We start from the raw sequence: 25,730 nt of genomic DNA, 5'->3' as shown, positions 1-25,730 counted from the left end.
CGCCGAGGACGGCAGTGCCCGCACGTCACCCGGCCCGGCAGTGGCCTCCAGCAGGGTCATCGTGTCCTCACCGTCGCCGGCAGCGTGAACGTGATCGTCTCCCGGGTCGTCTCGCGCACCTGCACGTCCCAGGCGCCCAACGCCTCGACCACCTCGTCCACCAGCCGCGGCGGCGCCGACGCCCCCGCCGACAGGCCCACCACCCGCACGTCGGCGAGCCACTCGGGCCGGATGTCGGACGCGTCGTCCACCAGGTGCGCCGGGACGCCCTGCCGGCGGGCCAGCTCCACCAGTCGCACCGAGTTCGACGAGTTCGCCGACCCGACCACCAGCACCAGGTCCGCCTCGCCGGCGATCTCGCGCACCGCGTCCTGCCGGTTGGTGGTGGCGTAGCAGATGTCGTCGGACGCCGGCCCGCGCAGCGCGGGGAACCTCGCCCGCAGCGCCGCGACCACCTCGGTCGTCTCGTCCACCGCCAGGGTGGTCTGGGTCAGGTAGGACACCCGCGTCGGGTCGGGCACCTCCAGCGCCGCGACGTCGGCCGCGCTCTCCACCAGCACGATCCGCTCCGGGTCCTCGCCCAGCGTGCCCTCGACCTCCTCGTGCCCGGCGTGCCCGACCAGCACCACCGTGTCGCCGCGGGCGAGGAACCGGCGGGCCTCGGCGTGCACCTTGGTCACCAGCGGACACGTCGCGTCCACCACGTGCAGGCCGCGCCGCGCCGCCTCCGCGCGCACCGCGGGGGACACGCCGTGCGCGGAGAACACGACGGTCGCGCCGTCGGGCACCTCGTCCAACTCGTCGACGAACACCGCCCCGCGCGCCTCCAGGTCGGCCACGACGTGGGTGTTGTGCACGATCTGCTTGCGGACGTGGATCGGACCGCCGCGCTGGGCGAGCAGGCGTTCCACGATCTCGATCGCCCGCTCGACCCCGGCGCAGAACGAGCGGGGCGAGGCGAGCAGCACCACGGGCAGGACCATCGGGCGGGCTCCTTCAGCGGTCTCGGCGGGTGGCCAGGCGCGCCAGGGAGTGAAGCTCCCGCTCGGCGCGGTCGTCGGGGTCGGCGGCGCGCAGGTGCACCCGCGCCCGCGCCACCAGGTCCTCGGCCTGCGACAGGCTCCACGCGCGGGCGCCGGTGGCCTCGATCAGCTCGGCCGCACGCTCCAGCTCGGCCGGGCCGAGCTGCGCGTCGCAGTGGTACAGCTCGTCCAGCTCGCGCGCGGCGGGCGTCCCGGAGGCCAGCGCCGCCACCACGGGCAGGGACTTCTTGCGGTTGTTCAGGTCGGAGTACACCGGCTTGCCGGTGACCGCCGGGTCGCCCCAGATGCCCAGCAGGTCGTCGGTGAACTGGAACGCCAGGCCCACCAGCTCGCCGAACGAGCGCAACTGCTCGACCTGGTGGCCCTCCGCGTCGCCGTAGAGCGCGCCCACCGCGCAGGCCGCGCCGATCAGCGCCGCGGTCTTGTTCTCCGCCATCCGCACGCACTCGGCGACCCGCACGTCACCGCGCTCCTCGAAGGCGAGGTCGGCGGCCTGACCGTCGTTGAGCCGCTGGGTGGCGTCGGACAGCGCCCGGATCGCCCGCGCCGCCGACGGGTGCCCGCTGCCCGCGAGCACGTCCAGCGCGAGGGTCAGCAGCGCGTCGCCGGCGAGGATCGCCGCGTTCACGCCGAACACGCTCCACGCCGTGGGCCGGTGCCGCCGGGTGGTGTCGCCGTCCATCACGTCGTCGTGCAGCAGCGAGAAGTTGTGCACCAGCTCGACCGCGACCGCCGCGGGCAGCGCCGTCGCCGCCGCGCCGCCCACCGCCTGCGCGGCCAGCAGCGCGAACGCCGGCCGGATCGCCTTGCCCGGGTCCGCGCCGGTCGGCTCGCCCTGCTCGTCCCACCACCCGAAGTGGTAGCCCGCGATGGCGCGCATCGACTCCGGCAGCCGGTCCACCGCGGTGCGCAGCGCGGGGTCGACGCCCGCGCGGCTCCAGCTCAGCACTTCACCCGCGGACCGGCGCGCGGGGGTCACGTCCAGGTCGGTCATGGACTCCAACTCCTGTTGGGGGGAGCGCCTCAACGTCCACACAGGACTGGAACGGGCGCAGGAGTGACCGGGCGGCCGGGTGCGCGCACCCGGCCGCCGGCAGGCGGAACACCGCTAGTAGCGGCCGATCTCGACGTGCTCCAGCACGCCCAGCGCGTCGGGCACCATGACGGCCACCGAGAAGTACGCGCTGACCAGGTAGGAGATGATGCCCTTCTCGTCGATGCCCATGAACCGCACGTTCAGGCCCGGCTGGTACTCGTCGGGGATTCCGGTCTGGTGCAGGCCGATCACGCCGTTGTCGTCCTCGCCCACGCGCATGGCCAGGATCGAGCTGGTCCCGTGCTCGGTGATCGGGATCTTGTCGCACGGCAGGATCGGCACACCGCGCCACGTCGAGACGTGCGTGCCGTCCACCAGCGCGGTCGCCGGGTAGAGGCCCCGCTTGGACGCCTCGCGCCCGAACGCCGCGATCGTCTTGGGGTGGGCCAGGAAGAACGCCGTCTTGCGCCGCCGGGCGAGCAGGTCGTCCATGTCGTCCGGGGTCGGCGGGCCGCTCCGGGTGTGGATGCGCTGCTTGAGGTCGGCGTTGTGCAGCAGGCCGAACTCGGGGTTGTTGACCATCTCGTGCTCCTGCCGCTCGCGCAGGGCCTCGACGGTCAACCGCAACTGCTGCTCGGTCTGGTTCATCGGGTGGTTGAACAGGTCCGACACGCGCGTGTGCACCCGCAGCACGGTCTGGGCGACGCTCAGCTCGTACTCGCGCGGGTGCAGCTCGTAGTCCACGAACGTGGTCGGCAGGTCCGGCTCGCCCTCGTGGCCGGACGCGATCTCGATGGCCGCCTCGCCGTGCTTGTTCTGCGGCTTGGCCCGGCCCCGCGCGAAGTCCTCCAGGTGGGCGCGCAGCGCGCCGGCGTGCCCGTTGAGCTGCTGCACCGCGCGCAGCGGCAGCCGCAGCACGATCACCGGGGTCACGGCCTTCGCGGTGAACTCCCACTCGGTCTCCTGGCCGGTGAGCACCTCGGCGCCGAAGTACTCGCCGTTGGCCAGGGTGTCCAGCACGGTCTCGTCGCCGTACTCGCCGCGCCCGCGCCGGCTGACCTTGCCGTGCGCGATGAGGTAGACCTCGTCGGCGGGCCTGCCCACCTCGACGATCGTGTCGCCGGGCTGGTAATGGCGCTGCTCGAACCGGTCGGCCAGGGCGGCCAGCACCGACTCGTCGGTGAAGTCGCGCAGGCCGGGCAGCTCGCGCAGCTCCTGCGGGATGACCCGGATGTCCGAGCCGGTGCTGGTGAAGGTCACCCGCCCGTCGCCGAGGGCGTAGGTGAGCCGGCGGTTGACCCGGTACGTGCCGGCCTGGGTCTGCACCCAGGGCAGCTTGCGCAGCAGCCACCGGGGCGAGATGGCCTGCATCTGCGGCACGGACTTGGTCGTGCTGGCCAGGTTCCGCGCGGCCTTCGTGCTGAGGCTGTGCCGCTGCTGCTCGGCCTCTTCCGCGCTGAGGCCGGGGTCTGTCACGGTCACGTCAGGTACCCAATCTCGTTCGGGGGACTAGTCTTCGCGGCCGATTTCCACGTGCTCCAGCACACCCAGGGCGTCCGGCACGAGGATCGCCGCCGAGTAGTACGTGCTGACGAGGTAGGAGATGATCGCCTTGTCGTTGATGCCCATGAACCGCACGTTCAGGCCCGGCTGGTACTCGTCGGGCAGGCCGGTCTGGTGCAGGCCGATGACGCCCTGGTTGTTCTCGCCGGCGCGCAGGAGCATCACCGAGCTGGTGCGGTGCTTGCTGATCTCGATCTTGCTGCACGGCAGGATCGGCACGCCGCGCCACGCGGGCACGCGGTGCCCGTTGAGGTCGATGGAGTCGGGGTTGATGCCGCGCTTGTTGAACTCGCGGCCGATCGCCGCGATGACCCGCGGGTGGGCCAGGAACGCCGTCGGCTCCTTCCACACCACGGCGAGCAGCTCGTCGAGGTCGTCCGGGGTGGGCGGGCCGTTGCGGGTCGGGATGCGGTTGCGCAGGTCGGCGGCGTTGAGCAGGCCGAAGTCGCGGTTGTTGACCATCTCGTACTCCTGGCGCTCGCGCAGCGCCTCGATGGTCAACCGCAACTGCTGCTCCACCTGGTCCATCGGGTGGTTGTAGAGGTCGGCGACGCGGCTGTGCACGCGCAGCACGGTCTGGGCGACGCTCAGCTCCAGCTCGCGCGGCTTGAGCTCGTAGTCCACGTACGTGCCGGGCAGGTCCGGTTCGCCCTCGTGGCCGGACGCGATGTCGATCTCGGCTTCGCCGTGGTGGTTCTGCTTGCGCGCGCCGGGCGCGGACAGGCGCTGGATGTGCGCGCGCAGCCCGCCCGCGTTGCCGTTCATCCGCTCGAAGTCGTCCCAGCTCAGCGAGAGCGCGATGACCGGGGTGACGGCCTTGGCGGTGAACTCCCACTCGCCCTGGGGGCCGGCGAGGACCTCCGCGCCGAAGTACTCGCCGTTGGCCATGACGCCCAGCACGGTCTGGTCGCCGTACTCGCCCTGGCCGATCTTGTTGACCTTGCCGTGGGCGATCAGCCAGACCTGGTCCTGCGGCCGGCCGCGCTCGACGATGACGTCACCGGGCTGGTACTCGTGCTGCTGGAACCGCTCGGCCAGCGCGGCCAGCGCCCCGACGTCCTCGAAGCCGCGCAGGTAGGGCAGCTCGCACAGCTCCTGCGGGATGACGTCGACGTCCGCGCCGATGTTGGTGAAGGTGAGCCGCCCGTCGCCGACGGCGAAGGTGAGCCGGCGGTTGACCCGGTAGGCGCCACCGGAGGCCTGGACCCAGGGGAGGACTTTGAGCAGCCACCGGGAGGTGATGCCCTGCATCTGCGGAACGGACTTGGTCGTGGTCGCCAGGTTCCGGGCCGCCGCTGTGCCGAGGCTCAGCCGTGGCTGTTCGATGTCCACGTCGGAATCGGTCACAGTCACCAGTACACCGCCAATCGGATTTGTTCATTGGGCCGGATTGACGGTAGTGACGCCGAATAGGCGTTCGGAAGGGGCCGATACGGCGACCTCCCATAGTGCTATGCGGCTGCGCTGCGTGTACGCCGGGTGGAGGTAGTGGTCGGTGCAAGCAATATCGGGTGAGTCTCGGGGACGGTGGAAGCCGTATTCGGCTCGGGCTGGAATGTGTAACTCTTTCGCTGCAACGAATCTCACTCGAAAGTGTTGTTGACCCGGGAGTGGGGTGTCGGTGGGGTCGGTTTTCCGCAATGAGGCGGGCCGGAAATCAGCCATCAGCGGGTACGGCACTGGACTCGCCCCGGTCGCCCCGTCGTAGATCGCTCACAGCCCGCCGCGCGGTTGAACACCCCGCTGTCGGGGCTGCCGCGCGAGCCCCCGCTGGAACGCCGCAAAGCTCCACGCCCGCGTCAACGCGCGCGAAAGGCCGCGGCCACCCCCTGCTCGGGGGTGGCCGCGGTGGTCGGAACCGGTGGGCTCAGGAGTGCGGGCAGGTGTCCCGGTACTCCTCGATCAGGAGGCTGCGCCCCGGGGCCGGGCACAGGAACTGCTCGTAGCGCGTGTCGTTGTCGATGAAGCGCTTGAGCCAGGAGATGCTGTACTTCGCGATCGTCGTGTTGGAGGTGTTCGGCGCGAAGTGGTCCGCCCCGTTCAGCTCCAGGTACGCCTTGTCCAACGTGGCCGGCAGGCTGCTGTAGAACGGCTCGGAGTGCGACGACACCGGCGCGATCGAGTCGTCCTCCGCCCCGATGACCAGGGTCGGCACCCGCACGCTGCCCCACGTCTTGTCGGTGTGCCACCCCGTCAGCGGGATGGCCGCCTGCAGCGCCGGCCGGGTCTCGGCCGCCCGCAGGGTGCCGCCGCCGCCCATCGAGTGGCCCATGACGCCCAGGCGGGTGGCGTCGACGCGGCTGCGCACCGTGCTGCGCTGGGTCAGGTAGTCCAGCGCCGCCAGCAGCTGGGACGCCCGGCTGTCGGGCTGGTCGTAGATCGAGTTCGTGTCGATGGTGAACACCACGAAGCCCTGGGACGCCAGGCGCGGCCCCAGCCAGGAGATGCTCGACTGGGTCCCGGTGAACCCGGGCGAGATCGCGACCGCGCCGAAGGTGCCCTCGGCGGTGCTGGTCGGGTAGTAGATGGTGCCGCCGCCGAAGCCGGTCACCGCCAGCGACGACACCGAGGTCGACGCGGTGGCGAACGGGCCGCGGGCGGCCTCGATGCTGGAGTTGGTCGGTGCCGGACCCCGTTCGTAGGGGTTCTCGGCGGCGATGGCGGTGGGGGTCGCCGCGGTCAGGAGCAGGGCCACCGCGGGGATCAGTCTGCGGAGTTGCACGTCGCTGTACACCTCGCTTGCGCAGGGAAACGGACGCCTCGACCCTGCTCCGGCCGGGGCCGGGCGCGCATCGGTGCAACCACCGGTGTCCACCCGAAAACTAACGCTGGTAGATAATTTTCGCCGCAGGTCTTCCGCCCGGCGGCGGCGTCCGGCGAGACTGGCCGGGTGCTGCACGGACGTGATCGGCAGCGCGTCGCCGTCGACGCGGTGCTCGACCGTGCCCGCGCCGGCCGGGGTGGCGTGCTGGTGCTGCGGGGCGAGCCCGGGTCGGGCAAGTCGGCGCTGTTGGCCCACGCCGCCGCCCGCTACGGCGCGGTGCTGTGCGTGGACGACGCCCACGAGTGCGACGACCTGGACGACCTGCTCGCCCTGGCCCGCGAGGTCGAGGGCACGCGGGCCGCGGTGCTCATCGCGACCGAGGGTCCGCCCTTCGGGCTGCCCAGCGTCACCCTCGACCCGCTGGACCGGGCGGCGAGCCTGCGCGTGCTGCACGACCGCCGGCCGGGCCTGCCCGCCGAACTCGCGGCCGACCTGGTGGACCTTTCGTGCGGCAACCCGCTGGCCCTGGTCGAGCTGGCCGACGCCCTGACCTCGGCCGAGCTGGGCGGCACCGCGCCCGCGCCGACCACCCTGCCCTCGGACAGCGCGTTGCGGACCCGGCTGCGGGCGCGCCTGGACGCCCTGTCCCCGGAGGCGGTGCGGGCGGTGGCGCTGGCGGCGGTGGACGACGAGGTCGACGCCGACGCCCTGCTCACCCTGGGCGTCGATCCCCGCGCGGTGGAGGAGGCCGGTCCGCTGCTCGACCCGCGGCGGCTGATCCGCTCGACCCTGCGCACCGAACTGCCGCCCACCGCGCGGCACGAAGCCCACCGGACCCTGGCCGCCGCCCTGCCGCCCGGACCGCGCCGCACCTGGCACCAGGCCACCCGGGCCCCCGGCCGTGCCGGGGCGTTCGCCGACCGGCTCTTCGAAGCGGCGCAACGGGCCCGGCTGCGCGGCGACCACGTCTCCGCCGCCCGCGACCACGACCGCGCGGCGGCGCTCACCGACGACCCCGGCCTCAAGGCGCACCGGCTGGTCTCCGCCGCCGCCGACCACTGGGCGATGGGCGCGGCGCACCGGTCGCGCGCCGTCCTGCGCGTCGCCGAACGGCTGACCGACGACCCCGACCTCCGCGCGCTCACCGACCTCGTGCGCGGCGGCATCGACCTCGGCGACGGCCTGCCCGACGTCGCCGCCCGCCGGCTCGTGCGCGCCGCGCGGGGGCTGGTCGGCACCCGGCGCGCCCTCGCGATCGCCGCCCTCGGCTTCGCGGGCGAGGCGGCCAGCGTCGCGGGCGACCACCAGCGGCACGCCGACATCGCCGCGTTCGCCGAGCACGTCCGCGAGCCCGACGAGCCGCCCGCCACCCGGATCACCCTGGACCACCTGGTCGGCATGTCGGCCACCTTCGCGGGCCGGCACGAGAAGGCGCTGCCGCACCTGCGGTCCGTGGTGGACCTGGCCGACCGGGTCGCGCACCCGCAGGCCGGCATCTGGGGCGCGCAGGCCGCCTACGTCCTCGGCGACGCCGCCCGCGCGCACGAACTGGCCGCGGGCGCGGTCACCGCCGCCCGCGAGTCCGGTCTCACCGCCCTGGTGTCGTGGGCGCTGGTGTACCGGGCGCTGTCCGCGCTGCTGCTCGACCAGCACGCCGTCGCGCTGTCCGCCGCCACCGAGGGCGCGCACGCCGCCACCGCGCTGGGCCAGCACAACGCCGTGGTGGACCACCTGACGATCCTCGCGCTGCTCGCGGCCTTCCGCGGCGACACCGACACCGCCCTGCACAACATCGACGCCGCCAACGAGCAGATCGTCCGCCGCGGCCTGGGCCGCTCGGGCACGTTCGGCGCGTGGGCGTTCGCGTGCGTGGACCTGGTCCTGGACCGCCCGGCCGACGCCCTGGACCGGCTGCGCCTCAAGGCCGCGGGCGTGCACGCGGGCATCCGGGTGATGGCCGCCCCGCAGGTGGTCGAGGCCGCCGTCGGCTGCGGCCAACCGTCCACGGGGGACCGGGCGCTGCGCCGGTTCGAGAAGTGGGCCGGCGCGACGAACTGCCCGGCGCGCATGGCGTTGTCCCACCGCTGCCGCGGCCTGTTGTCCGAGGGGCCCGGGTCCGACGAGCACTTCCGCGAGGCGATCCGGCTGCACCGCGAGAGCGGCACCGCGATGGAGCTGGCCCGCACCGAACTGCTCTACGGGCACCGCCTGCGCCGCTCCCGCAAACCCCGCGCGGCCCGGGAACTCCTGCGCGACGCGGTGAAGATCTTCCAGTCCTACGAGGCGGACCACTGGGTCGAACGCGCCCGCGCCGAGCTGCGCGCCGCCGGCGAGACCACCGCCCCGGTCGGCGGGCCCGCCGACCTCACCCCGCAGCAGGCGCGCATCGCCCGCCTGGTCGCCGAGGGCGCGACCAACCGGGAGATCGCCGCGCGCCTGTTCCTCAGCCACCGCACGGTGGAACACCACCTGCGCAACATGTTCACCAGGCTGGGCGTGCGGTCGCGGGTGGAGTTGACCAGGATGATCGGATAGGAGGTCGGGTGCGCGCGGACTACCGGCACTGGCAGCGGATCCCCACCAGGTGGGCCGACAACGACGTGTACGGGCACGTGAACAACGTCGTGCACTACGCGTTCATGGACACCGTGATCAACACGTGGCTGATCGGGGAGGCCGGGCTGGACATCCACCACGGCCCCGCGATCGGCCTGTGCGTGGAGTCCCACTGCAACTACAAGTCCTCCATCTCCTTCCCGGAGGCGGTGGACGCCGGGCTGCGCGTCGGGCGCCTGGGCCGCTCCAGCGTGCGCTACGAGGTCGGCTTCTACCCCGAGGACCGCGACGACGTGGTGGCGGAAGGGCATTTCGTGCACGTGTTCGTGGACCGGGGGTCGCGCAAGCCGGTGGAGATCCCCGCGGGGCTGCGCGCCGCGATGGAAGGGCTGGTGGTCGCGTGAAGTCCCGGGGCGCGGTGCTCACGGCGGTCGGCGAGCCGCTGTCGGTCGTGGAGTTGGAACTGGACCCGCCGGGGCCGGGCGAACTGCTGGTGCGGGTGCGCGCGACCGGGTTGTGCCACTCGGACCTGTCGGTGATCGACGGCTCGCGGCTCAGGCCGCTGCCGATGGTGCTGGGGCACGAGGCCGCGGGCGAGGTCGTGGAGACCGGGCCGGGCGCGGAGTTCGCGGTGGGCGACCACGTGGTGCTGTCGTTCGTGCCCGCGTGCGGCGCGTGCCGGCGGTGCGTGTCCGGCCGGCAGGCGCTGTGCGAGCCGGGCGCGGCGGCCAACCGGGAGGGCACGCTGCTGGGTGGCGCGCGGCGGTGGCGGCTGCCCGACGGGACCCGGCCCAACCACCACCTGGGCGTGTCCGGGTTCGCCGAGTACACCGTGGTGTCGGAGAAGTCCGCGACCCGCGTGGACCCCGACCTGCCGCTGGACGTCGCCGCGCTGTTCGGCTGCGCGGTGCTGACCGGCACGGGCGCGGCGTTCTACAGCGCGCGGGTCGTGCCGGGGGACCGGGTCGCGGTGTTCGGCCTGGGCGGGGTCGGGCTGGCGGCCGTGCTGGGCGCGGTCGCGGCCGGTGCGGCCCAAGTGGTCGCCGTGGACGTGGTGGAGCACAAGCGCGCCCTGGCGCGGACGTTGGGCGCGACGCACGACGCGGCGGGCGGGCCGGACGCGGTGACGGCGGTGCGGGACCTGACCGGGGGCGGCGCGGACAAGGTCATCGACACCACCGGCGTGGCCGCCGTGCTGGAGCAGGCGTACCTGGCGACGGCGGCGGGCGGCACCACGGTCACCGTCGGCCTGCCGCACCCGGACCGGACGGTGACGCTGCCGGCGCTGAGCCTGGTGGCCGAGGAGCGCACGCTGAAGGGCAGCTACCTGGGTTCGTGCGTGCCGCGCCGGGACGTGCCGCGGTTCGTCGACCTGTACCGGGCGGGGAAGCTGCCCGTGGACGGGTTGCTGTCCGGGCGGCTCGCACTGGACGAGGTCAACGCCGGGTTCACCCGTTTGGCCGCAGGAGAAGCCGTCCGGCAGGTCGTCGTGTTGTGATCAACCCTCCCGTTAGAGTTGCCCGGATCGGGTGATCCAGGGGCAGGGGAGTGGTCGGCGGTGCGCAGGCGGTCGATGCTCGCGGGTGTGGTTTCGACAGTGGGCGGCATGGCCGTGGCGGGCGCGGGGTCGGCGACGGCCGCGCCGCGCGGCTTGGGCGACTACAAACTGGTGAACCTGGCGCACGTCAACGACCCGGCGCGGACCAACGTCTACCCCGGCGACCCGGCCTTCACCCTGACCACGGTCACGACCGTGCCCGAGGACGGCTTCTACCTCCAGTACGCGCAGCAGGGCGAGCACACCGGCACCCACTGGGGCGCGCCGGCGCACTTCAACGCCGACCAGCCGCACGCCGACGAACTCGACGCCGAGGACCTGTTCCTGCCCGCCGTGAAGATCGACGTGCGGGAGCAGGCCCGGCGCGACGCCGACTACGAGGTGACCGTCGAGGACCTCCAGCGCTGGGAGAAGCGGCACGGTCGCATCCCGGACGAGGCCGCGGTCATCCTGTGGACGGGGTGGGAGGACCGCTGGGGCACGCCGGCGTTCTTCAACTACGACGCCGCCGGGCAGATGCACCAGCCCGGGTTCTCGCTCGCGGCGGTGCGGTGGCTGGTGGACACCGGGCGGCTCGGGCGGCGGGGCGCGCTGGGCACCGACACGTTCAGCCCGGAACCGGCGACCGACGCGACCTACTCGGTGTCCAAGCTGCTGTACCGGGAGCACCGGATCAGCCTGGAGATCCTGGCGAACCTCGCGAAGCTGCCCGAGACCGGGGCGCACGTCCTGGTCGGCGGCACGATCAACCGGCGCGGGTCCGGGTCGCCGGCCAGCGTCTACGCGTTCGTGCCCAAGCGGTGAGAGTGGTCCTCCCGGTCCTGCTGGTGCTGACCGGGTGCACCACCGCGTTCCCGGGCACGACCCCGACGCCACCGCCGCCTGGTACGGGCTCGGCCACCGCCGGCCGGGCGTCGGATGGCGGTCGTGGTGAACACGTCCGTGGTGAAACCGTCCGTGGTGGCCGCGCCCGCCGTGGTGGAGGCGGCGGGCGGCGGGGGCGTGCGGATCGCCGGCGGGTTCACGGCGGCCGAGGCGCAGGAGTTGGCGGCGCGCATCACGGGTGGATGACCAGACCCCGGCCACCGTCCCTTTTGGCTTCGTACATGGCTTTGTCGGCGCGCTTGAGGACGCACTCGGCGGTGTCCTCGGGATCGGGGTCGGCGCAGATCACCACGCCGACGCTGGCGCTGATCACCTCGCCCAGCGCGTCGAGGATGCGGAAGGCCACCTTCTCCGGCTCGTCCACGCCTTCCACGAGCACGCCGAACTCGTCCCCGCCGAGCCGGGCGACGACGTCGGTGTCCCGCACGCACTGGCGCAGCCGTTGCGCGACCCGTTCCAGCACCGCGTCGCCGTGCGCGTGGCCGGATTCGTCGTTGACCGCCTTGAAGTCGTCCAGGTCCACGAAGAGCAGTCCGAAGGGGACACCGTCGTGGTGCGCGGCCATGGCCTCGTCCAGCCGGCGCTCGAACAGGGCGCGGTTGGCCAGGCCGGTCAGGGCGTCGTGCTGGGCCTCGTGCACGAGGTCGCGTTCGGACTCCCGCAGCATCGCCGCCAGCCGCGTGTTCTCCACGATGGTCGTGAGCTGGCGCAGCATCACCGCGACGAACACCGTGAAGCCGCACCCGATCTCGACCGCGTCGGCCGGCGCGAGGTCGCCGATCAGCGTGCGGCGCAGCACGATCGCGCTGCACACGAGCAGCGGCAGGTAGGGCATCAGCAGGTAGGCCCACTGCCAGGCGCGGGCGATGTGCCGGGGCGCGGCGTGCGGCATCGGCGGGGCCAGCGCGGCCAGGGCGATCAGCGCCGGGCCGACGACGAACCCGGCGTTGGCCAGCGGCGGCACCTCGGGGGCCTGGACGCTGACCAGGTAGGCGAACGCGCTGTCCGAGGCGGCGAGCCCGACCAGGCCCAGCCCCAGCAGGTGCAGCTGGGGCTTGAGGACGACCTTCCGGTCCGCCGCGAGCACCACCACGATCACCAGCAGCACGAGGTCGGTCAACGGGTAGGCGATGGCCACCAGGAACGCCGGCGTGCTCGGGTTGCCCGACTCGACCAGGCCGCCCAGCGAGGTGGTCCAGGTCAGGGCGAACAGCGAGCCGGTCACGATCACGCCGTCGAGCAGGAGGACCAGGCGGGAGTAGCGGGAGCGGTGGTCGAGCACGGCGTCGGGGGTGCCGGAGCGGCGGTGGCCGCCGATGACCAGCAGCGCGGCGAACGCGAACGGCACGATGCTGAGGTACCCGGCGTCGGCGGGCGAGGGCGAGGGCACCGCGCGCTTCTCGACCAGCTGGTACCAGGTCCACAGGGACTGCCCGACCGACCAGCCGAACATGCCCAGCCCCATGAGCACCCGCCACACCCGGTCCGGCCCGGCCGTGCGCCGCGCCGACCACCAGCAGGCGCCGGTGGCGAACAGCCCGGTGGCGAGCTGGGCGAGGTCGTCCAGGGCGACGGCGGCTTCGCCGGTGACCACGTCGACACTCGCGGCGAGCGACGCGGCGGCGGCCGAACCGAGCACCACCGCCGCCGTGACGCCGAACCGCCGTGTCCCGAGCACCGGGCCAGTGTGCCGCATTCGCGTTCCACTCAGGGGTGAGCCCTGCGAGGATGCGCGGGTGGCAGAGCGGGATGCTTGGGTGGCGGAACCGGGTCCGACCGTCGTGGAGCCGGGTCCGGTCGGCCCGGCGGGTTCGGCTGGCTCGGCTTGTCCGGCGGCCGGTTCGGCGGGTTCGGCTGGTCCGGCTGGTCCGGCGGTGGCTTCGGCGGCCGGCTCCGCTGGTTCGGCCGGCTCGGCGGCTCCGGTGGCGGCGCACGTGCCCGTGGCCGAGGACGTGGTGACGGAGCTGGACTACGAGCGCTTCGCGCGGCACCGCATCGCGGAGTTCGGCGGCGACGCGGAGGCCTTCGGCGTCTCCTACAACGTGCTGCACCTGGCGTACAAGCTGATCACCGACTACGAGGCCCTGGTGCACCGGGAGCAGGGCTGGACGATGCCCGGGTTCCGGCTGATGTTCAAGCTGTGGATCCTCGGACCGACCCAGCCGGCCCGCCTGGCGGAGCTGTCCGGCACGACCCGGTCGGCGATGTCGAACCTGATCAACACGCTGGAGAAGGCGGGCTTGGTCGAGCGGTCGCGCGACGGGCAGGACCGGCGGGTGGTGTTCGTGGCGTTGACCGAGGAGGGGCGCCGGGCGGTCTCGGGCGTGTTCCCGACGCAGAACGCCCGTGAGGCGCGGTGGTTCGAGGTGCTCGACGCCGGCGAACGCGCGCTGCTGGTGGAACTGATCCGCCGCGTGGTCGCGGCCGGCCCGGCCTGACCCCCGCTCCCCGCCGGGAGGTGAGCCGCGCGAGGGTCGGTCTTCGCGCGGCTTGGCCTCCCGAGTGCGCGGTCAGATGATCTCGACCACGCGTTCCTTGCCGGTCTTCGGGTCGCGGAACACCAGTTCCTGACCGTTGCGCAGGTTCTCGTCGACCATCGCGTACACCGAGATGGCCCGGTTCACGACGTCGGTCCGGTTGAACTTCGTGTTCGTGATGAGCCGGGCCAGCTCGGCCCACACCTTCGGGATGATCCCGACGGTGATCCGGTTGATCACGTACTCCTGCTGGTCGTCGAGCCCGCCGTCGGCCCGCGACTCACCACGGGTCTTGGCTGCCATGCACACCTCCCTTCCTGGAGGCCGCGGCGGGTCTTCCCTGTTCGCGGCCTCGTCCCCCTGCGTAGCTTGCCACATCAGAGCGCTCACAGCCAGCGAATAGTCGCTTCTGAGACATCAAAGTGATGCCTTGAATGTGCCTAAATCGCACGGTGATGCATCTCATGTAGTACCGTGGCGGCCAAGCCCGCAGGAGCGGGTGGCCCTGTCAGAGGGAGAAGGAGATGCGAGGTCGTCACTCCTTGGAGGCACCGTCAAGTGCCTTTGTCGCCGCATTGATGGCATGGATCACCGGGTGGCAGCCGGTGATCGTGTTGGTCGTCGTGATCTTCACCGCCTTGGCGCGCCCACCGCTGTTCGTCAGCACCGGTGTGCGCGCGTGGCCGGGACGCCTTCCGCGGCCCGGTGCGGTTCGGACGCGGCGTGCCGTGCGGCCGGCTGGACCACGTGCGGTCCGGCCGTCACGAGCCGACCACCACGGCCGCAGGTCGGGGGGACGTGCGCTGTGGCACCGCCGGGTGTCCACCGGCAGGTCGGCCAGCGGGAGTTCGGCCGGTATCGACGACCACTTGAGCCAGGTGGTCACTCCCTCGGTCTTGTAGAGGGCGGACAGGGAACCTCGGGCCGATGGGAGAGGAGGGAAAGGGATGACCTAGTGAACAACCCCGACGCGCCGCCGGTGGCGCGGTCCACCTCGGACGTGGAGCAGCCCGTGCGGAGGTGGGTGGACTACGTCGCGCCCACCGAACACGCCGAGGTGATCTTCAAGGTGGAAGAGGTCGTCGCGCCGAGCGCGGCGGCGGAGGCGAGCGTGCCGGGTGAGGGCGCGAGTCTCCAGGTGCGATACCGCGATGCGCACGGGGACCTCCGGGTGCCCGAGCGGGAAGCGTCCCGGATGCTCGGCTTGGCCGGGTTCGGGGTGGGCGCCACGTGTCTCGTCGCGGGCGAGGCGGTGCTGCTCAGGTTCGGTGCCGATGTGGTGCCGGCGGACGCGCTGGTCGCGGTCTGCGTCGCGTACATGGTCGTGGTCGGGGCGCTGACCTGGCTCTTCGGGTTCCGGCGCTGAAAGGGCGAAGAGGGGTGCCGTCGGCGCCCCTCCAGCCACCCACTCACAGTTGGCCGCCTGTCGGAGGCGTCACACCAGTGGCCCATTGTGGGGAACGGTTCCCGTCGCGGATGCTGCCTCCGCACAAATCGGGGTTCGTCCTCACGGGGGGTTCACATGTCTCGTCCCGGGTCCTCGCGCGCCCAAAAGTCGCTGCTCAGACGGGTCTTGGGGGTCGCGACGAGCTTCGTGCTCGTGGCTTCCACCGTCACCGCCGTCGGCTCGCAGGCCGTCGCCCAGCCCGCGAGGGACCCGGCTCCCACGCCGCCGGTCACCAACGAAGCCCCGGACATCCCCTCCGCCCGCGCCACGGCCGCGTTGCACAAGATCCGGGTCGAAGCGCTCAGCGAGCGGACCGAGAACACCGCCACCTTCGTCAACGCCGACGGCAAGCTCACCACCGAGATCCACGCCGGCCCGGTCCGGGTCAAGCGCGGCGACGCGTGGGTGCCCGTCGACCTGACCCTCGAACGGCGCGCGGACGGCACGATCGCCCCCAAGGCCCACCCCCGCGACCTGGTGATCGCCGCCCCCGGTGGCGGGTCCGACGACGTCCGCGACCTAGCCGCCGTCAAGCACGGTGACGCCGAGGTCGCCCTCCAGTGGCGCGGACCGCTGCCCAACCCGAAGCTGGACGGCCGGAAGGTCACCTTCCCCGACGTCCGGCCCGGCGCGGACCTCGTCGTGGAGGCGACCCGGACCGGGTTCGAGCAGTTCCTGGTCCTGAAGGAGCGGCCCAAGGGACCGGTGAAGCTGTCCCTGCCGCTGCGCACCAAGGGCGCGACCCCCCAGCGCAAGGACGACGGCAACACCGACCTGGTCGACGCCTCCGGCGCCGTGATCGGCTCCGTGCCCAAGCCGGAGATGTGGGACGCCCGGCGCGACGAGAAGGCGGGGCAGCCGCTCAAGCGGGTCGCGGTCGGGATGGAGCTGGCCCCCGGGCTCGCGCGGGCCGCCGGGCAGGCCGTCACCGACCTGAACCTCACCGCCGACGAGAACTTCCTGCACGCCAAGGACACCCAGTACCCCGTGGTCGTGGACCCGGCGGTGACCGTGGGCCCGGTCTACGACAAGTACGTGCAGACCGGCACCAGCCGCGACACCGGCGGTGACACCGAGCTGCGGCTGGGCACCTTCGACGGCGGCGCGACCGTCGCGCGCAGCTACTTCAACTTCGACCTCTCGCAGTTCCGGGGCCGCCGCATCCACAGCGCCCGGCTGAACCTGTACGAGTGGCACGCCTGGTCCTGCCAGGCCCGCGACTGGGAGATCTGGGACACCGGCCTGGTCGGCTGGAACACCAACTGGGGCGCGCAGCCGCCCTGGTACACGCGCTGGTCCACCACGAGCGAGACCAAGGGCTACTCCTCCTCCTGCAACGACGGCTGGGTCAGCGGCGACATCCGCGGCCTGGTGCAGCTGGCCGCCGACAACGGCTCGGGCACGGTCGGCGTGATGGCCAAGGCGGCCAACGAGAGCGACAACTACGGCTGGAAGAAGTTCGACTCCGCCGAGGCCGGCGGCGTGCCGCACCTGTCGGTGGACTACAACTCCCGCCCGGACCCGGCGACCGCGCTGGACGTCTCCGACCGCGGCGACTCCAACGGCCAGACCTTCACCCGCAGCACGACCCCCACGCTGTCCTTCCGCCCCAGCGACCCCGACGGCGGCACGGTCACGGCCGTGTTCTACGTCTACGACGGCGACACCATGGTCACCGACTACTGGGTGTGGGGCGTCCCGTCGGGCAGCGTCGCGACCTGGAAGGTCCCGGACGGGCTGCTGCAACCGGGCAAGACCTACCGGTTCCGCGCGACCTCGTTCGACGCGCACGACTGGGCCGGTGACGCGTTCCTCGCGATCCGGCCGGTGCACTCCGGCAAGGCCGTGGACATCACGGGCTGCTCGACGGCGTCGGGCACGCACGCGATCCAGTGGGACTACTGGGGCGGCGGCTGCCAGCGGTTCGCGCTGGTGGGCACCGGTGACGGCTACTACATGCTGCGGGCGCGGCACTCCGACCAGGTGCTGGACGTCTCCGGCTGCGGCACGGCCGACGGCACGCAGATCGTGCAGTGGCCGGGCAACGGCAACGACTGCCAGAAGTGGCGGCTGGACCGCGTCGGCAACGGCGAGTACACGCTGGTGGCCAAGCACTCCGGCAAGGTCATGGACGTCCAGTGGGGCAGCCCGGACAACGGCCAGAAGGTCTGGACGTGGACCCCGAACGGCTGCCCCTGCCAGAAGTTCCGCCTCGACGCCGCCCCCGACCCGGGCGTGAACCTCCAGTGGTTGCAGTTCACCGTGGACACCGTGGACCCGGGCGCGCCGTTCGTGTCCTCGACGGACTACCCGAACGACAACAAGTGGCACAAGGGCGCGGGCCAGGCGGGCGCGTTCACCTTCACCCCGCCGGCCGGCACCACCGACGCGCACTCCTACCTGTGGGCGCTGGACGCGGTCCCGACCACGGAGGTGACCGCGGGCGCGGACGGCAGGGCCACCCCGTCGATCACGCCGAGCACGGACGGCCAGCACACGCTCAACGTCCGCACCAAGGACCGGGCCGGACGCCTGTCCGGCACCACCTCCTACACCTTCCACGTCGGCCGCGCCGGACTCCTGCGCCCGGCGGAGAACGTGCGCGCGCCGCGGCGGGTGCAGCTCCAGGTCGTCGGCGAACCGGTGTTCACGCACGTCAAGTTCGCGTGGCGGCGCGGTCCGGGCGCGGCGGTCGAGTCCGACGTCCCGCCCGCGCACCTGACCAAGGCCGACGGGTCGCCGCTGGGCGCCGGGTTCGTGCCGCTGGACTCCTTCGGCGAGTTCGCCGTGTGGAACGCGGTGGACACCCTCGGCGTGGACGCGGGCGTGGTGCAGGTCAAGGCGGTCCTGGCGACCGACGCGGCGGGCGCGGGCGCGTACTCGACGTCGTGGCGCACGGCCGTGGTCGACCCGAGCGCGGACACGGCGGCGGGCACGGACATCGGGCCCGGCTCGGTCAACCTGCTCACCGGCGACTACTCGCTGCGCTCCACCGACGCCGAGGAGTTCGGCCTGTCGGTGTCGCGCACCTCCTCCTCCCGCGACCCGAAGACCGGCTACCAGCTCCAGCGGCAGCGGCTGACCGCCAACCAGCAGAAGATCTCCACCGACACCGCGGGCTTCAAGCTCTACACCTCCAGCGCGGCCCGCAACACCGAGCGCGGCCACGACAGCACCGACTCGCTGGAGCTGACCCCGGTCGCGGCGCAGGGCTGGAACCCCGACGACACGATGGCCTCCATCGAGGACGACATCGGCGCGCTGCGCCTGGGCATGAAGCCCGGCCGCACGTACCGGGTCACGGGCTGGATCTACGTGCCCGCCGCGACCGGCCTGAACGCCACCCACCACCGCGCGCTGCGGATCGTGGCCTTCACCAAGACCGCGGCGGGCTACCAGGAGCACCACAGCAACACCGCGCAGGCGGTGGACGCCTGGCAGCAGCTGACGCTGGACTACACCGTGCCCGCCGACGCCACCGAGGCGTTCGTCCGGCTCTACAACGGCTTCACCGCCGGCAGCGGCAAGAAGGTCTACTACGACGACCTGTCGCTGCGGGAGATCACCGCGCCGTTCGGCCCGCACTGGGAGACCGGCGCGGAGGTCGACTCCGCCCAGATCGACTACACCCGGCTGGCGTTCCCGCACGAGGACACCGTGCAGGTCGAGCAGTCCGACGGCTCCTCGATCTGGTTCACCCGCACCCCGGACGGCAAGTTCTGGCCGGAGCCCGGCGCGGAGGACCTCAAGCTGGCAAGGGAGGGCGAGCTCTACCGGCTGTCCGAACTGGACGGCACGGTGACGACGTTCGCCAAGCCGGCGGGCACCGACACCTTCGTGGTGGAGAGCGCCACCCCGCCCGCGCAGGCCAACACGACCCGCTACACCTACGAGAACGTCGACGACCAGCTCCGCATCAAGCGGGTGATCGCCGCGCAGGAGCCGGGCATCGGCGACTGCACCGCGGCCACGCCCGCCCGGGGCTGCGAGGTGCTGGAGTACCACTACGCCACCGCGACCACCGCGACCGCGTCGGCCCCGGGCGACTTCGCCGGCCGGATCCGCGCCATCGCGGCGTGGAGCACCGACCCGGCCACCGGCACGGTGTCCGCGGTGGACGTCGCGCGCTACGCCTACGACGACCGCGGTCGCCTGCGGGAGGTGTGGGACCCGCGCCTGGCGCAACCGCTGAAGACCACCTACTCCTACGACGACGCCGGTCACATCACCGAGCTGGGCCAGCCCGGCGACCTGCCGTGGCGATTCGACTTCGGCACGGCGACCCCCGGCGACACCAACACCGGCCGCCTGCTAAAGGTGCGCCGCGACGCCCTGCGGCCGGGCACCAAGGACCAGCTCGACGGCGAGATCGCCACCACCGTCGTCTACGGCGTGCCGCTGACCCGCGGCGCGGGCGGTCCGTACGACCTGGACGGCCCGTCGATCGCCGCGTGGGCCCAGGCCGACGCGCCGACCGACGCCGTGGCCGTCTTCGGGCCCGAAGACCCGGTCGCGGTGGGCACCGCCACCGCGTCGAGCCCCGGCCCGGACGGCTACCGCGCGGCGACCGTGCACTACCTCAACGCCTCGGGCAAGGAGGTCAACACCGCCACGCCGGGCGGGCACATCGACACCAACGAGTACGACCGCTTCGGCAACGTCGTGCGCGCCCTGGAGTCGTCCAACCGCGCCCTGGCGCTGGGCCAGTCCCCGAACGCGGCGGCGAACCTGTCCGCGCTGGGCCTCGCCCAGTACGACAGCCGGACCCGGGCGACGTGGCTGGACACCCGCTCGACCTACGGTCCCGACGGCATCGACCTGCTGGAGACGGTGTCGCCGCTGCACCGCATCGCGCTGGCCAACGACGCGAACCGGCTGGTCAACGCCCGCAGCGTGACGGCGACGACCTACGACGAGGGCAAGCCCGACGGCGTGGCCTACCACCTGCCCACGACCGTGCGCGCGGGCGCCCGCGTCGTCGGCGTGGACGGCGACCAGGACGTGCGGGTCACCAAGAACGAGTACGGCCCCATGTACGGCGGCGCTTCGGGCTGGGTGCTGCGCAAGCCCACCAAGGTGATCACGGCCGCCGAGACCGCGCAGCCGCTGGAAGCCGCGACCAAGTACGACGACCAGGGCCGCGCGCGGGAGTCGCGCAAGATCGACTCGACCGGCTCGGACGCCGGCACCACCCGCTCGGTGTTCTACACCGCCGGCGCCAACCCGGACGACGCCGCGTGCGGCAACCGGCCGGAGTGGGCCGGGCAGGCGTGCGTCGTGCGGGCCGTGGGCGCGATCACCGGGCACGACCCGGCCCGCATGGTCGGCGAGGCGCCGGTGCGCCGGGTCGAGTCCTACACCCGGTTCGGCGAGCCGGACCGGATCACCGAGACCGTCGCCGGCAAGACCCGCACGACCGTCAACACCTACGACGCGGCGGACCGCCTGGTCGGCACGAGGATCACCGGCGACCTCGGCGAGGCGGTGCAGCAGGTCGGCACCGACTTCGACCCGGTCTCCGGCGACAACCTGACCACGAGGTTCGCCGACGGCACCAAGGTGACCCGCGAGTTCGACCGCCTGGGCCGCCTGGTCCGCTACACCGACGCCGACGGCGCGTGGACCGCCACGGAGTTCGACCGCCACGGCAAGCCCGCGAAGATCACCGACTCCCTGGGCACGACGCAGACCTTCGCCTACGACCGCGCCGCCGAACCCCGCGGCCTGGTCACCTCGGTGACCGACAGCGTCGGCGGCTCGATCGGCACCCGCTACGGCCCGGACGGCCAGGTCGTCGGCCTGGACCTGCCCGGCGGCGTGGTGATGGAGCAGGAGCTGGACCCGGCGGGCGTGCCGGTCGGGCGCACCTACCGCAAGGACGGCACGGTCGTCGCGGCCAGCACCGTCGTGGAGAACGCGCAGGGCCAGTGGCTGCGGCACTCCGGTCCCGGCTCGGACAAGCGCTACGCCTACGACGACCTGGGCCGGCTGACCCGCGTCGAGGACACCTCGGCCGCCACCGGCCTGTGCACGGTGCGCACCTACACCTTCGACCGGCGCACCAACCGCACCGGCAAGGCCACCCGCACCGGGGCCACCGGGGGCGTGTGCCCGGGGGACTCCGAACCGGCGCAAACCCAGTCGCACACCTACGACTCGGCCGACCGCCTCACCGACGCGGGCTGGGTGTACGACGCCCTCGGCCGGATCACCACCACCCCGGACGGCGTGCAGAACAGCTACTACGTCAACGACCTCGTGCGGTCGCAGCAGACCGCCGACCGGCGCATGACGTGGACGCTGGACCCGGCGCTGCGGCAGCGGTCGTTCACCGCCGAGCAGCTGGTCAACGGCGGCTGGGCCAACGCCGTCACCAAGCTCAACCACTACGCCGACGACTCCGACGAGCCGCGCTGGATCGCCGAGGACGTCACCCAGGCGAACAACGTCACCCGCAACATCTCCAGCCCCGAGGGCGACCTGGCGTTCACCACCGGCCTGTCCGGGGACGTCACGCTCCAGCTGACCAACCTGCACGGCGACGTCATGGCCACCGTCCCGGTGGTCGCCGGGCAGTTGGGCGCGGTGACGGTGCTCGACGCCGACGAGTACGGCGTGCCGTCGGCCGACACCCCGGCCGCCGCGACCGCCCGCTACGCCTGGCTGGGCGGCAAGCAGCGCTCGGCCGAGGCGCTGGGCGGCGTGGTGCTGATGGGCGTGCGGCTCTACCACCCGGGCACCGGCCGGTTCTGGCAGCCCGACCCGGAGGAGGGCGGCAACGCCACCGCCTACGACTACTGCGCCGCCGACCCGGTCAACTGCACCGACCTCGACGGCCGGTGGGGCTGGCTGAAGAAGGTCGCGAACGTCGTGGCCAAGGTCGCCGAGGTGGTGTCCTACATCCCGGGCCCGATCGGCGCGGTCGCGGGCGCGGTGTCGTCGGTGGCCTACGCGGCGACCGGCAACTACCGCAAGGCCGCCGAGATGGCGGTCACCGCGGCGGCCAACCTGGTCGGCGCGGGCGCGGCGGTCCGGGTCGGGGTCGCGGCGGTGAAGGCCGCGGCGAGATCGGTGCCCAAGGCGGCGTCCTCGGTGGCGAAGTCCGCGCGGTCGCTGGTGTCGCGCGGCCGGTGCAACTCGTTCGCGCCCGAGACCCGGGTGCTGATGGGCGACGGCGGCACCCTGCCCATCGCTGAGGTCGAGGTCGGCGACCTGGTCGTCGCGACCGACCCGGTGACCGGCGAGGTGCGCGTCGAGCCGGTCGTGGACGTGGTCGTCGGCCACGGCGACAAGCACCTGGTGCAGTTCACCGCCGAGGGCGGCGGCCCGGTGACCGCGACGGCCAACCACCCGGTGTGGGTGGACGGGCGCGGCTGGACCGCGGCGGCGGACATCGGCATCGGCGACCGGGTGCTGCTGCCCGGCGGCGGCACGGCGTCCGTCCGGCACGTCAAGGACCTCGGCACCAGCCGCGAGACGGTCTACAACCTCAACGTCTCGGGACCGCACACCTTCAGCGTCGTGGCCGGCGCCGTCGCGGTGCTGGTGCACAACGCCTCGGCGGCGTGCATCGCGGCCAACCGCAAGGCCGGAAAGGTGCTCGAAGGCCGCGTGGAACGCATCCTGGTGAAGAAGTACGGGCGGGCCAACGTCCAGAAGCAGGTGTATTTCAAGGTGCCCGTGCTCGGGAAGCGGTTCGCCGATTTCCAGGTGAAGGGCCCGCGCGGGTCGTTCCTGGTCGAGGTGAAGAAGGGCAAGTCCCGGTACACTAAGATGCAGCAGCTCAAGGACGCGTACATCCACCGGAAGTACGGGTTGAAGACGCACGTGTACCGGAGGTAGGACGTGAAGAAGGCGGACGTCGACGCGGTGCTCCGGGAATTCGACGGTGTGTTCCGGGAGAACGGGTTCACCGGTGCGAAGGGGACCTACAAACTGCCCGGCGGCGTCCGCCTCAAAGTCCAGCTCGACCGCAACGGGTGGGACCCCGACCTCGGTTGGGGTCTGCTCTTCACCGCCGAGGACACCGCGGCGGCGGACGAGGTGGGCAACACCCCGATGGACTCGCGCCTCCAGGTCACGCCGCAGGCGCTGGACAAGGCGCTGGGCAAGAAGGCCCTGGGCGCCCTGTACGAGGACAACCCGCGCGTGCGCAGCCGGTTGAAGAGCGGGTGGTTCGCCTTCGAGCACGCCGACCGGCTGCGCGCGGTGCTCACCCTCGTCCTGGGGCCCGCGCTGGCGCACGTCCGGGCGTGGGCGGAATCGGTCCGCTCGGTGTCGTGAGCCGTTGGCGGGTATGCCGGAGGCGTTCGGGGGCATAACACCGGGCCATTCGACCCGATCCGGGCGGCCGGTGACCCGAAAGATTTCGTTGAAAGTCGCACCAAATAGCCGGCGATGTGGTCATCGGACGTTGTGGCCAATTCTCGCCGGCTTTTCGCGCGGTCCGGTCAAGCGGTAGCCACTCTTTTGGCGGAACGGGTGCGGAGATATCCGTGCGCTACATTTCGTGCGCGCCGCCGCGTGGACTACGCAGCAGAAAGGCCTCCCATGCTGACCATCATGGCAGCGGCCACCCTCACCCTGTCCACCCTGGTGCCCGCGGACGGCCCGACCGTCCAGACGGCGCCCGACTACGTGCGCGTCGAGGTCGTCACCGTCAACGGGTCCGGGTGCCCGGCGGGCACGGCCGCCGTCGCCACCGCCGAGGACCGCACGACCTTCACCGTCACCTACAGCCAGTTCCTCGCCCAGGCGGGCGGGAGTTCCGAGCCGACGGACTTCCGCAAGAACTGCCAGCTCGCGCTGCAGTTGAGCTACCCGCAGGGCTTCACCGTCGGCATCACGCAGGCCGACTACCGGGGCTTCGCGCACCTGCTGGCCGGGGCGTCCGGGATGGAGCAGGGCAACTACTACTTCGCCGGCACCTCCCCGACCGCCCGCAAACCGCACCACTTCCACGGCCCGCTCAGCGACAACTGGCAGGTCACCGACACGACCCAGTGGGACGCGATCGTGTACCCGCCGTGCGGCGAGCGGCGGATCTTCAACGTCAACACCGAGCTGCGCGTGCAGGCGGGCAGCTCGCGCGGCACCAGCTTCATGGTGATGGACTCGACCGACAGCAACGTGAGCACCCGCTACCACTTCTCGTGGAAACGCTGCTGAACCCACCGCCCCTCCCGACCCCCGCCGCCACCAGCGTCCAGTCGGAGGTGCTCACATGCTCGAAAGCTTTGCCGCAGCCGTCCTGGCGGCGACGACGATCGTCTTCCCGCCGGGTGGCGCCCCGAACACCACCCCGCCGCCGGACCACATCACCATCGAGGTGGTGACGGTCAACGGGTCCGGCTGCCCGGCGGGCACCGCCGCGGTGGCGGTGTCCCCGGACAACAAGGCGTTCACCGTGACCTACAGCGAGTTCATGGCGCAGGTCGGGGTGGGCGCGCAACCCACCGACTTCAGGAAGAACTGCCAGCTCAACCTGAAGGTCAACGTGCCGCAGGGCTTCACCTACGGCATCGCCCAGGCCGACTACCGGGGCTTCGCCCACCTGGAACGGGGCGCGACCGGCGTGGAGCGGGCGAACTACTACTTCCAGGGAATGTCGCCCACGGCCTACAAGACGCACAACTACAGCGGGCCGTTGAGCGACGACTGGCAGGCGACGGACACGGTGGAGGTGGCGGCGATCGTCTACCACCCGTGCGGTGAACGGAGGAACTTCAACATCAACACGGAGTTGCGCGTGAACGCCGGCACGTCGAACCCGAACACCACGACGAGCTTCATGTCGATGGACTCGACGGACGGCAGCGTGAACACGGTCTACCACTTCGCCTGGAAGGTGTGCAGGTAGCAGCTTTTGGTGGTGCTCGCACGGCCCACCCTCGCGGGGCCGTGCGAGCGCCCGGTCGGCGACCGCGCACCGAGCCGGCCAGGTGAGAGCACTTTGGACGCCGAGCAGGTCGTCCGAGTGTGCCAAGGCATGTGCACCCTGGCCATCGCCACGGTCACCCGGCGCGGTGAGCCGCGCATCAGCGGCGCGGACGGGCACTTCCTGCACGGCCGTTGGATCTTCGGCACCCACCGCCAGGCCGCCAAAGCCCGTCAGCTCGCGGCACGGCCCGGCATCAGCGCGACCTACATGCGCGGCGAGCAGCTCGGCATCTTCACGCACGGACACGCCGTTCCGCTCAACCCCGAGGGGACGAGCAGCGACCCGACCTGGCCGGCGATCCGCGACCACCTCGTCAACCACTACGACGGCGACAGCGACGACCCGTTCTGGGACGAGAGCATCTATTACCGCATCGACCCCAGCTGGATGGTCGCCTACAGCAACGACCCCGCCGGGCTGCTCGACCGGCAACCGCCAGCCTGAAGGGAGCTGGTCCACCT

20 protein-coding genes are annotated in these 25,730 nt (G+C 72.3%); 12 read left to right on the top strand and 8 right to left on the bottom strand.

What is annotated here, in order from left to right; all coding sequences use genetic code 11:
• Positions 1-56: 56 nt before the first annotated feature.
• The 5 genes from ispH to bdeA form a co-directional block, all read right to left on the bottom strand.
• The gene (gene ispH / locus ABD126_RS17115; protein ID WP_343934844.1) at positions 57-983 is read right to left on the bottom strand and encodes a 4-hydroxy-3-methylbut-2-enyl diphosphate reductase; all 927 of its coding nucleotides are present in this window, start codon (positions 981-983) and stop codon (positions 57-59) included.
• Between the two features lie 13 nt (positions 984-996).
• Positions 997-2,037 (bottom strand): family 2 encapsulin nanocompartment cargo protein polyprenyl transferase, encoded by a 1,041-nt coding sequence (locus tag ABD126_RS17110; RefSeq protein ID WP_343934843.1) that lies wholly within the window; start codon positions 2,035-2,037, stop codon positions 997-999.
• Positions 2,038-2,151: 114 nt separating this feature from the next.
• Entirely contained in the window at positions 2,152-3,561 is a 1,410-nt protein-coding gene (locus ABD126_RS17105; RefSeq protein WP_343934842.1) for a family 2B encapsulin nanocompartment shell protein, read from the bottom strand.
• A 27-nt stretch (positions 3,562-3,588) separates the two neighbouring features.
• Positions 3,589-4,995: a family 2B encapsulin nanocompartment shell protein gene (locus ABD126_RS17100; protein ID WP_343934841.1), complete on the bottom strand. Its 1,407-nt coding sequence runs from the start codon at positions 4,993-4,995 to the stop codon at positions 3,589-3,591.
• Between the two features lie 514 nt (positions 4,996-5,509).
• The gene (gene bdeA / locus ABD126_RS17095) at positions 5,510-6,349 is read right to left on the bottom strand and encodes a bis(hydroxyethyl) terephthalate hydrolase (protein ID WP_343934964.1); all 840 of its coding nucleotides are present in this window, start codon (positions 6,347-6,349) and stop codon (positions 5,510-5,512) included.
• Positions 6,350-6,532: 183 nt separating this feature from the next.
• Here bdeA and ABD126_RS17090 point away from each other — a divergent pair, with 183 nt between their 5' ends.
• The 5 genes from ABD126_RS17090 to ABD126_RS17070 all read left to right on the top strand — a co-directional run bounded on the left by ABD126_RS17090 (position 6,533) and on the right by ABD126_RS17070 (position 11,591).
• Positions 6,533-8,941: a helix-turn-helix transcriptional regulator gene (locus ABD126_RS17090; RefSeq protein WP_343934840.1), complete on the top strand. Its 2,409-nt coding sequence runs from the start codon at positions 6,533-6,535 to the stop codon at positions 8,939-8,941.
• Positions 8,942-8,949: 8 nt separating this feature from the next.
• The gene (locus tag ABD126_RS17085; RefSeq protein ID WP_343934839.1) at positions 8,950-9,366 is read left to right on the top strand and encodes an acyl-CoA thioesterase; all 417 of its coding nucleotides are present in this window, start codon (positions 8,950-8,952) and stop codon (positions 9,364-9,366) included.
• Entirely contained in the window at positions 9,363-10,460 is a 1,098-nt protein-coding gene (locus tag ABD126_RS17080; protein ID WP_343934838.1) for a zinc-binding dehydrogenase, read from the top strand. Before ABD126_RS17085 ends, ABD126_RS17080 begins: the two co-directional genes overlap by 4 nt.
• Positions 10,461-10,547: 87 nt before the next feature.
• The gene (locus ABD126_RS17075; RefSeq protein ID WP_343934837.1) at positions 10,548-11,324 is read left to right on the top strand and encodes a cyclase family protein; all 777 of its coding nucleotides are present in this window, start codon (positions 10,548-10,550) and stop codon (positions 11,322-11,324) included.
• Between the two features lie 123 nt (positions 11,325-11,447).
• On the top strand, positions 11,448-11,591 hold the full coding sequence (locus tag ABD126_RS17070) for a hypothetical protein (protein WP_343934836.1): 144 nt from the start codon (positions 11,448-11,450) through the stop codon (positions 11,589-11,591).
• On the opposite strand, the gene ABD126_RS17065 is transcribed toward ABD126_RS17070, so the two are convergent.
• Positions 11,578-13,083, bottom strand: coding sequence for a diguanylate cyclase domain-containing protein (locus ABD126_RS17065; RefSeq protein WP_343934835.1), 1,506 nt, complete (start codon positions 13,081-13,083; stop codon positions 11,578-11,580). The two genes, ABD126_RS17070 and ABD126_RS17065, sit on opposite strands and share 14 nt — an antisense overlap.
• Before the next feature lie 196 nt (positions 13,084-13,279).
• Here ABD126_RS17065 and ABD126_RS17060 point away from each other — a divergent pair, with 196 nt between their 5' ends.
• Complete coding sequence (locus tag ABD126_RS17060) at positions 13,280-13,843, top strand: MarR family winged helix-turn-helix transcriptional regulator (RefSeq protein WP_343934834.1); 564 nt, start codon at positions 13,280-13,282, stop codon at positions 13,841-13,843.
• 72 nt (positions 13,844-13,915) lie between these two features.
• Here ABD126_RS17060 and ABD126_RS17055 read toward each other — a convergent pair whose 3' ends face one another.
• Both ABD126_RS17055 and ABD126_RS17050 read right to left on the bottom strand, forming a co-directional pair.
• On the bottom strand, positions 13,916-14,185 hold the full coding sequence (locus tag ABD126_RS17055) for a hypothetical protein (protein WP_343934833.1): 270 nt from the start codon (positions 14,183-14,185) through the stop codon (positions 13,916-13,918).
• 232 nt (positions 14,186-14,417) lie between these two features.
• A complete protein-coding gene (locus ABD126_RS17050) occupies positions 14,418-14,768 on the bottom strand; it encodes a hypothetical protein (RefSeq protein WP_343934832.1) in 351 nt (116 codons plus the stop codon).
• Between the two features lie 69 nt (positions 14,769-14,837).
• Between ABD126_RS17050 and ABD126_RS17045 the strand changes: the two genes are divergently transcribed.
• The 6 genes from ABD126_RS17045 (at position 14,838) to ABD126_RS17020 (ending at position 25,713) form a co-directional block, all read left to right on the top strand.
• Positions 14,838-15,248: a hypothetical protein gene (locus ABD126_RS17045; protein WP_343934831.1), complete on the top strand. Its 411-nt coding sequence runs from the start codon at positions 14,838-14,840 to the stop codon at positions 15,246-15,248.
• 234 nt (positions 15,249-15,482) lie between these two features.
• A complete protein-coding gene (locus ABD126_RS17040; RefSeq protein WP_343934830.1) occupies positions 15,483-23,171 on the top strand; it encodes an RICIN domain-containing protein in 7,689 nt (2,562 codons plus the stop codon).
• A gap of 3 nt (positions 23,172-23,174) precedes the next feature.
• On the top strand, positions 23,175-23,612 hold the full coding sequence (locus tag ABD126_RS17035) for a hypothetical protein (protein WP_343934829.1): 438 nt from the start codon (positions 23,175-23,177) through the stop codon (positions 23,610-23,612).
• Between the two features lie 267 nt (positions 23,613-23,879).
• Entirely contained in the window at positions 23,880-24,497 is a 618-nt protein-coding gene (locus ABD126_RS17030; RefSeq protein WP_343934828.1) for a DUF4360 domain-containing protein, read from the top strand.
• 55 nt (positions 24,498-24,552) lie between these two features.
• Positions 24,553-25,188: a DUF4360 domain-containing protein gene (locus tag ABD126_RS17025; protein ID WP_343934827.1), complete on the top strand. Its 636-nt coding sequence runs from the start codon at positions 24,553-24,555 to the stop codon at positions 25,186-25,188.
• A gap of 129 nt (positions 25,189-25,317) precedes the next feature.
• Positions 25,318-25,713: a pyridoxamine 5'-phosphate oxidase family protein gene (locus tag ABD126_RS17020; RefSeq protein WP_343934826.1), complete on the top strand. Its 396-nt coding sequence runs from the start codon at positions 25,318-25,320 to the stop codon at positions 25,711-25,713.
• The last annotated feature ends 17 nt before the right edge of the window (positions 25,714-25,730 follow it).

This window comes from Saccharothrix mutabilis subsp. mutabilis, from assembly GCF_039521145.1.
GTDB lineage: Bacteria > Actinomycetota > Actinomycetes > Mycobacteriales > Pseudonocardiaceae > Actinosynnema > Actinosynnema mutabilis.
Note: the sequence above shows the minus strand (reverse complement) of the source record. Positions and strands in the feature narration are given on the sequence as shown.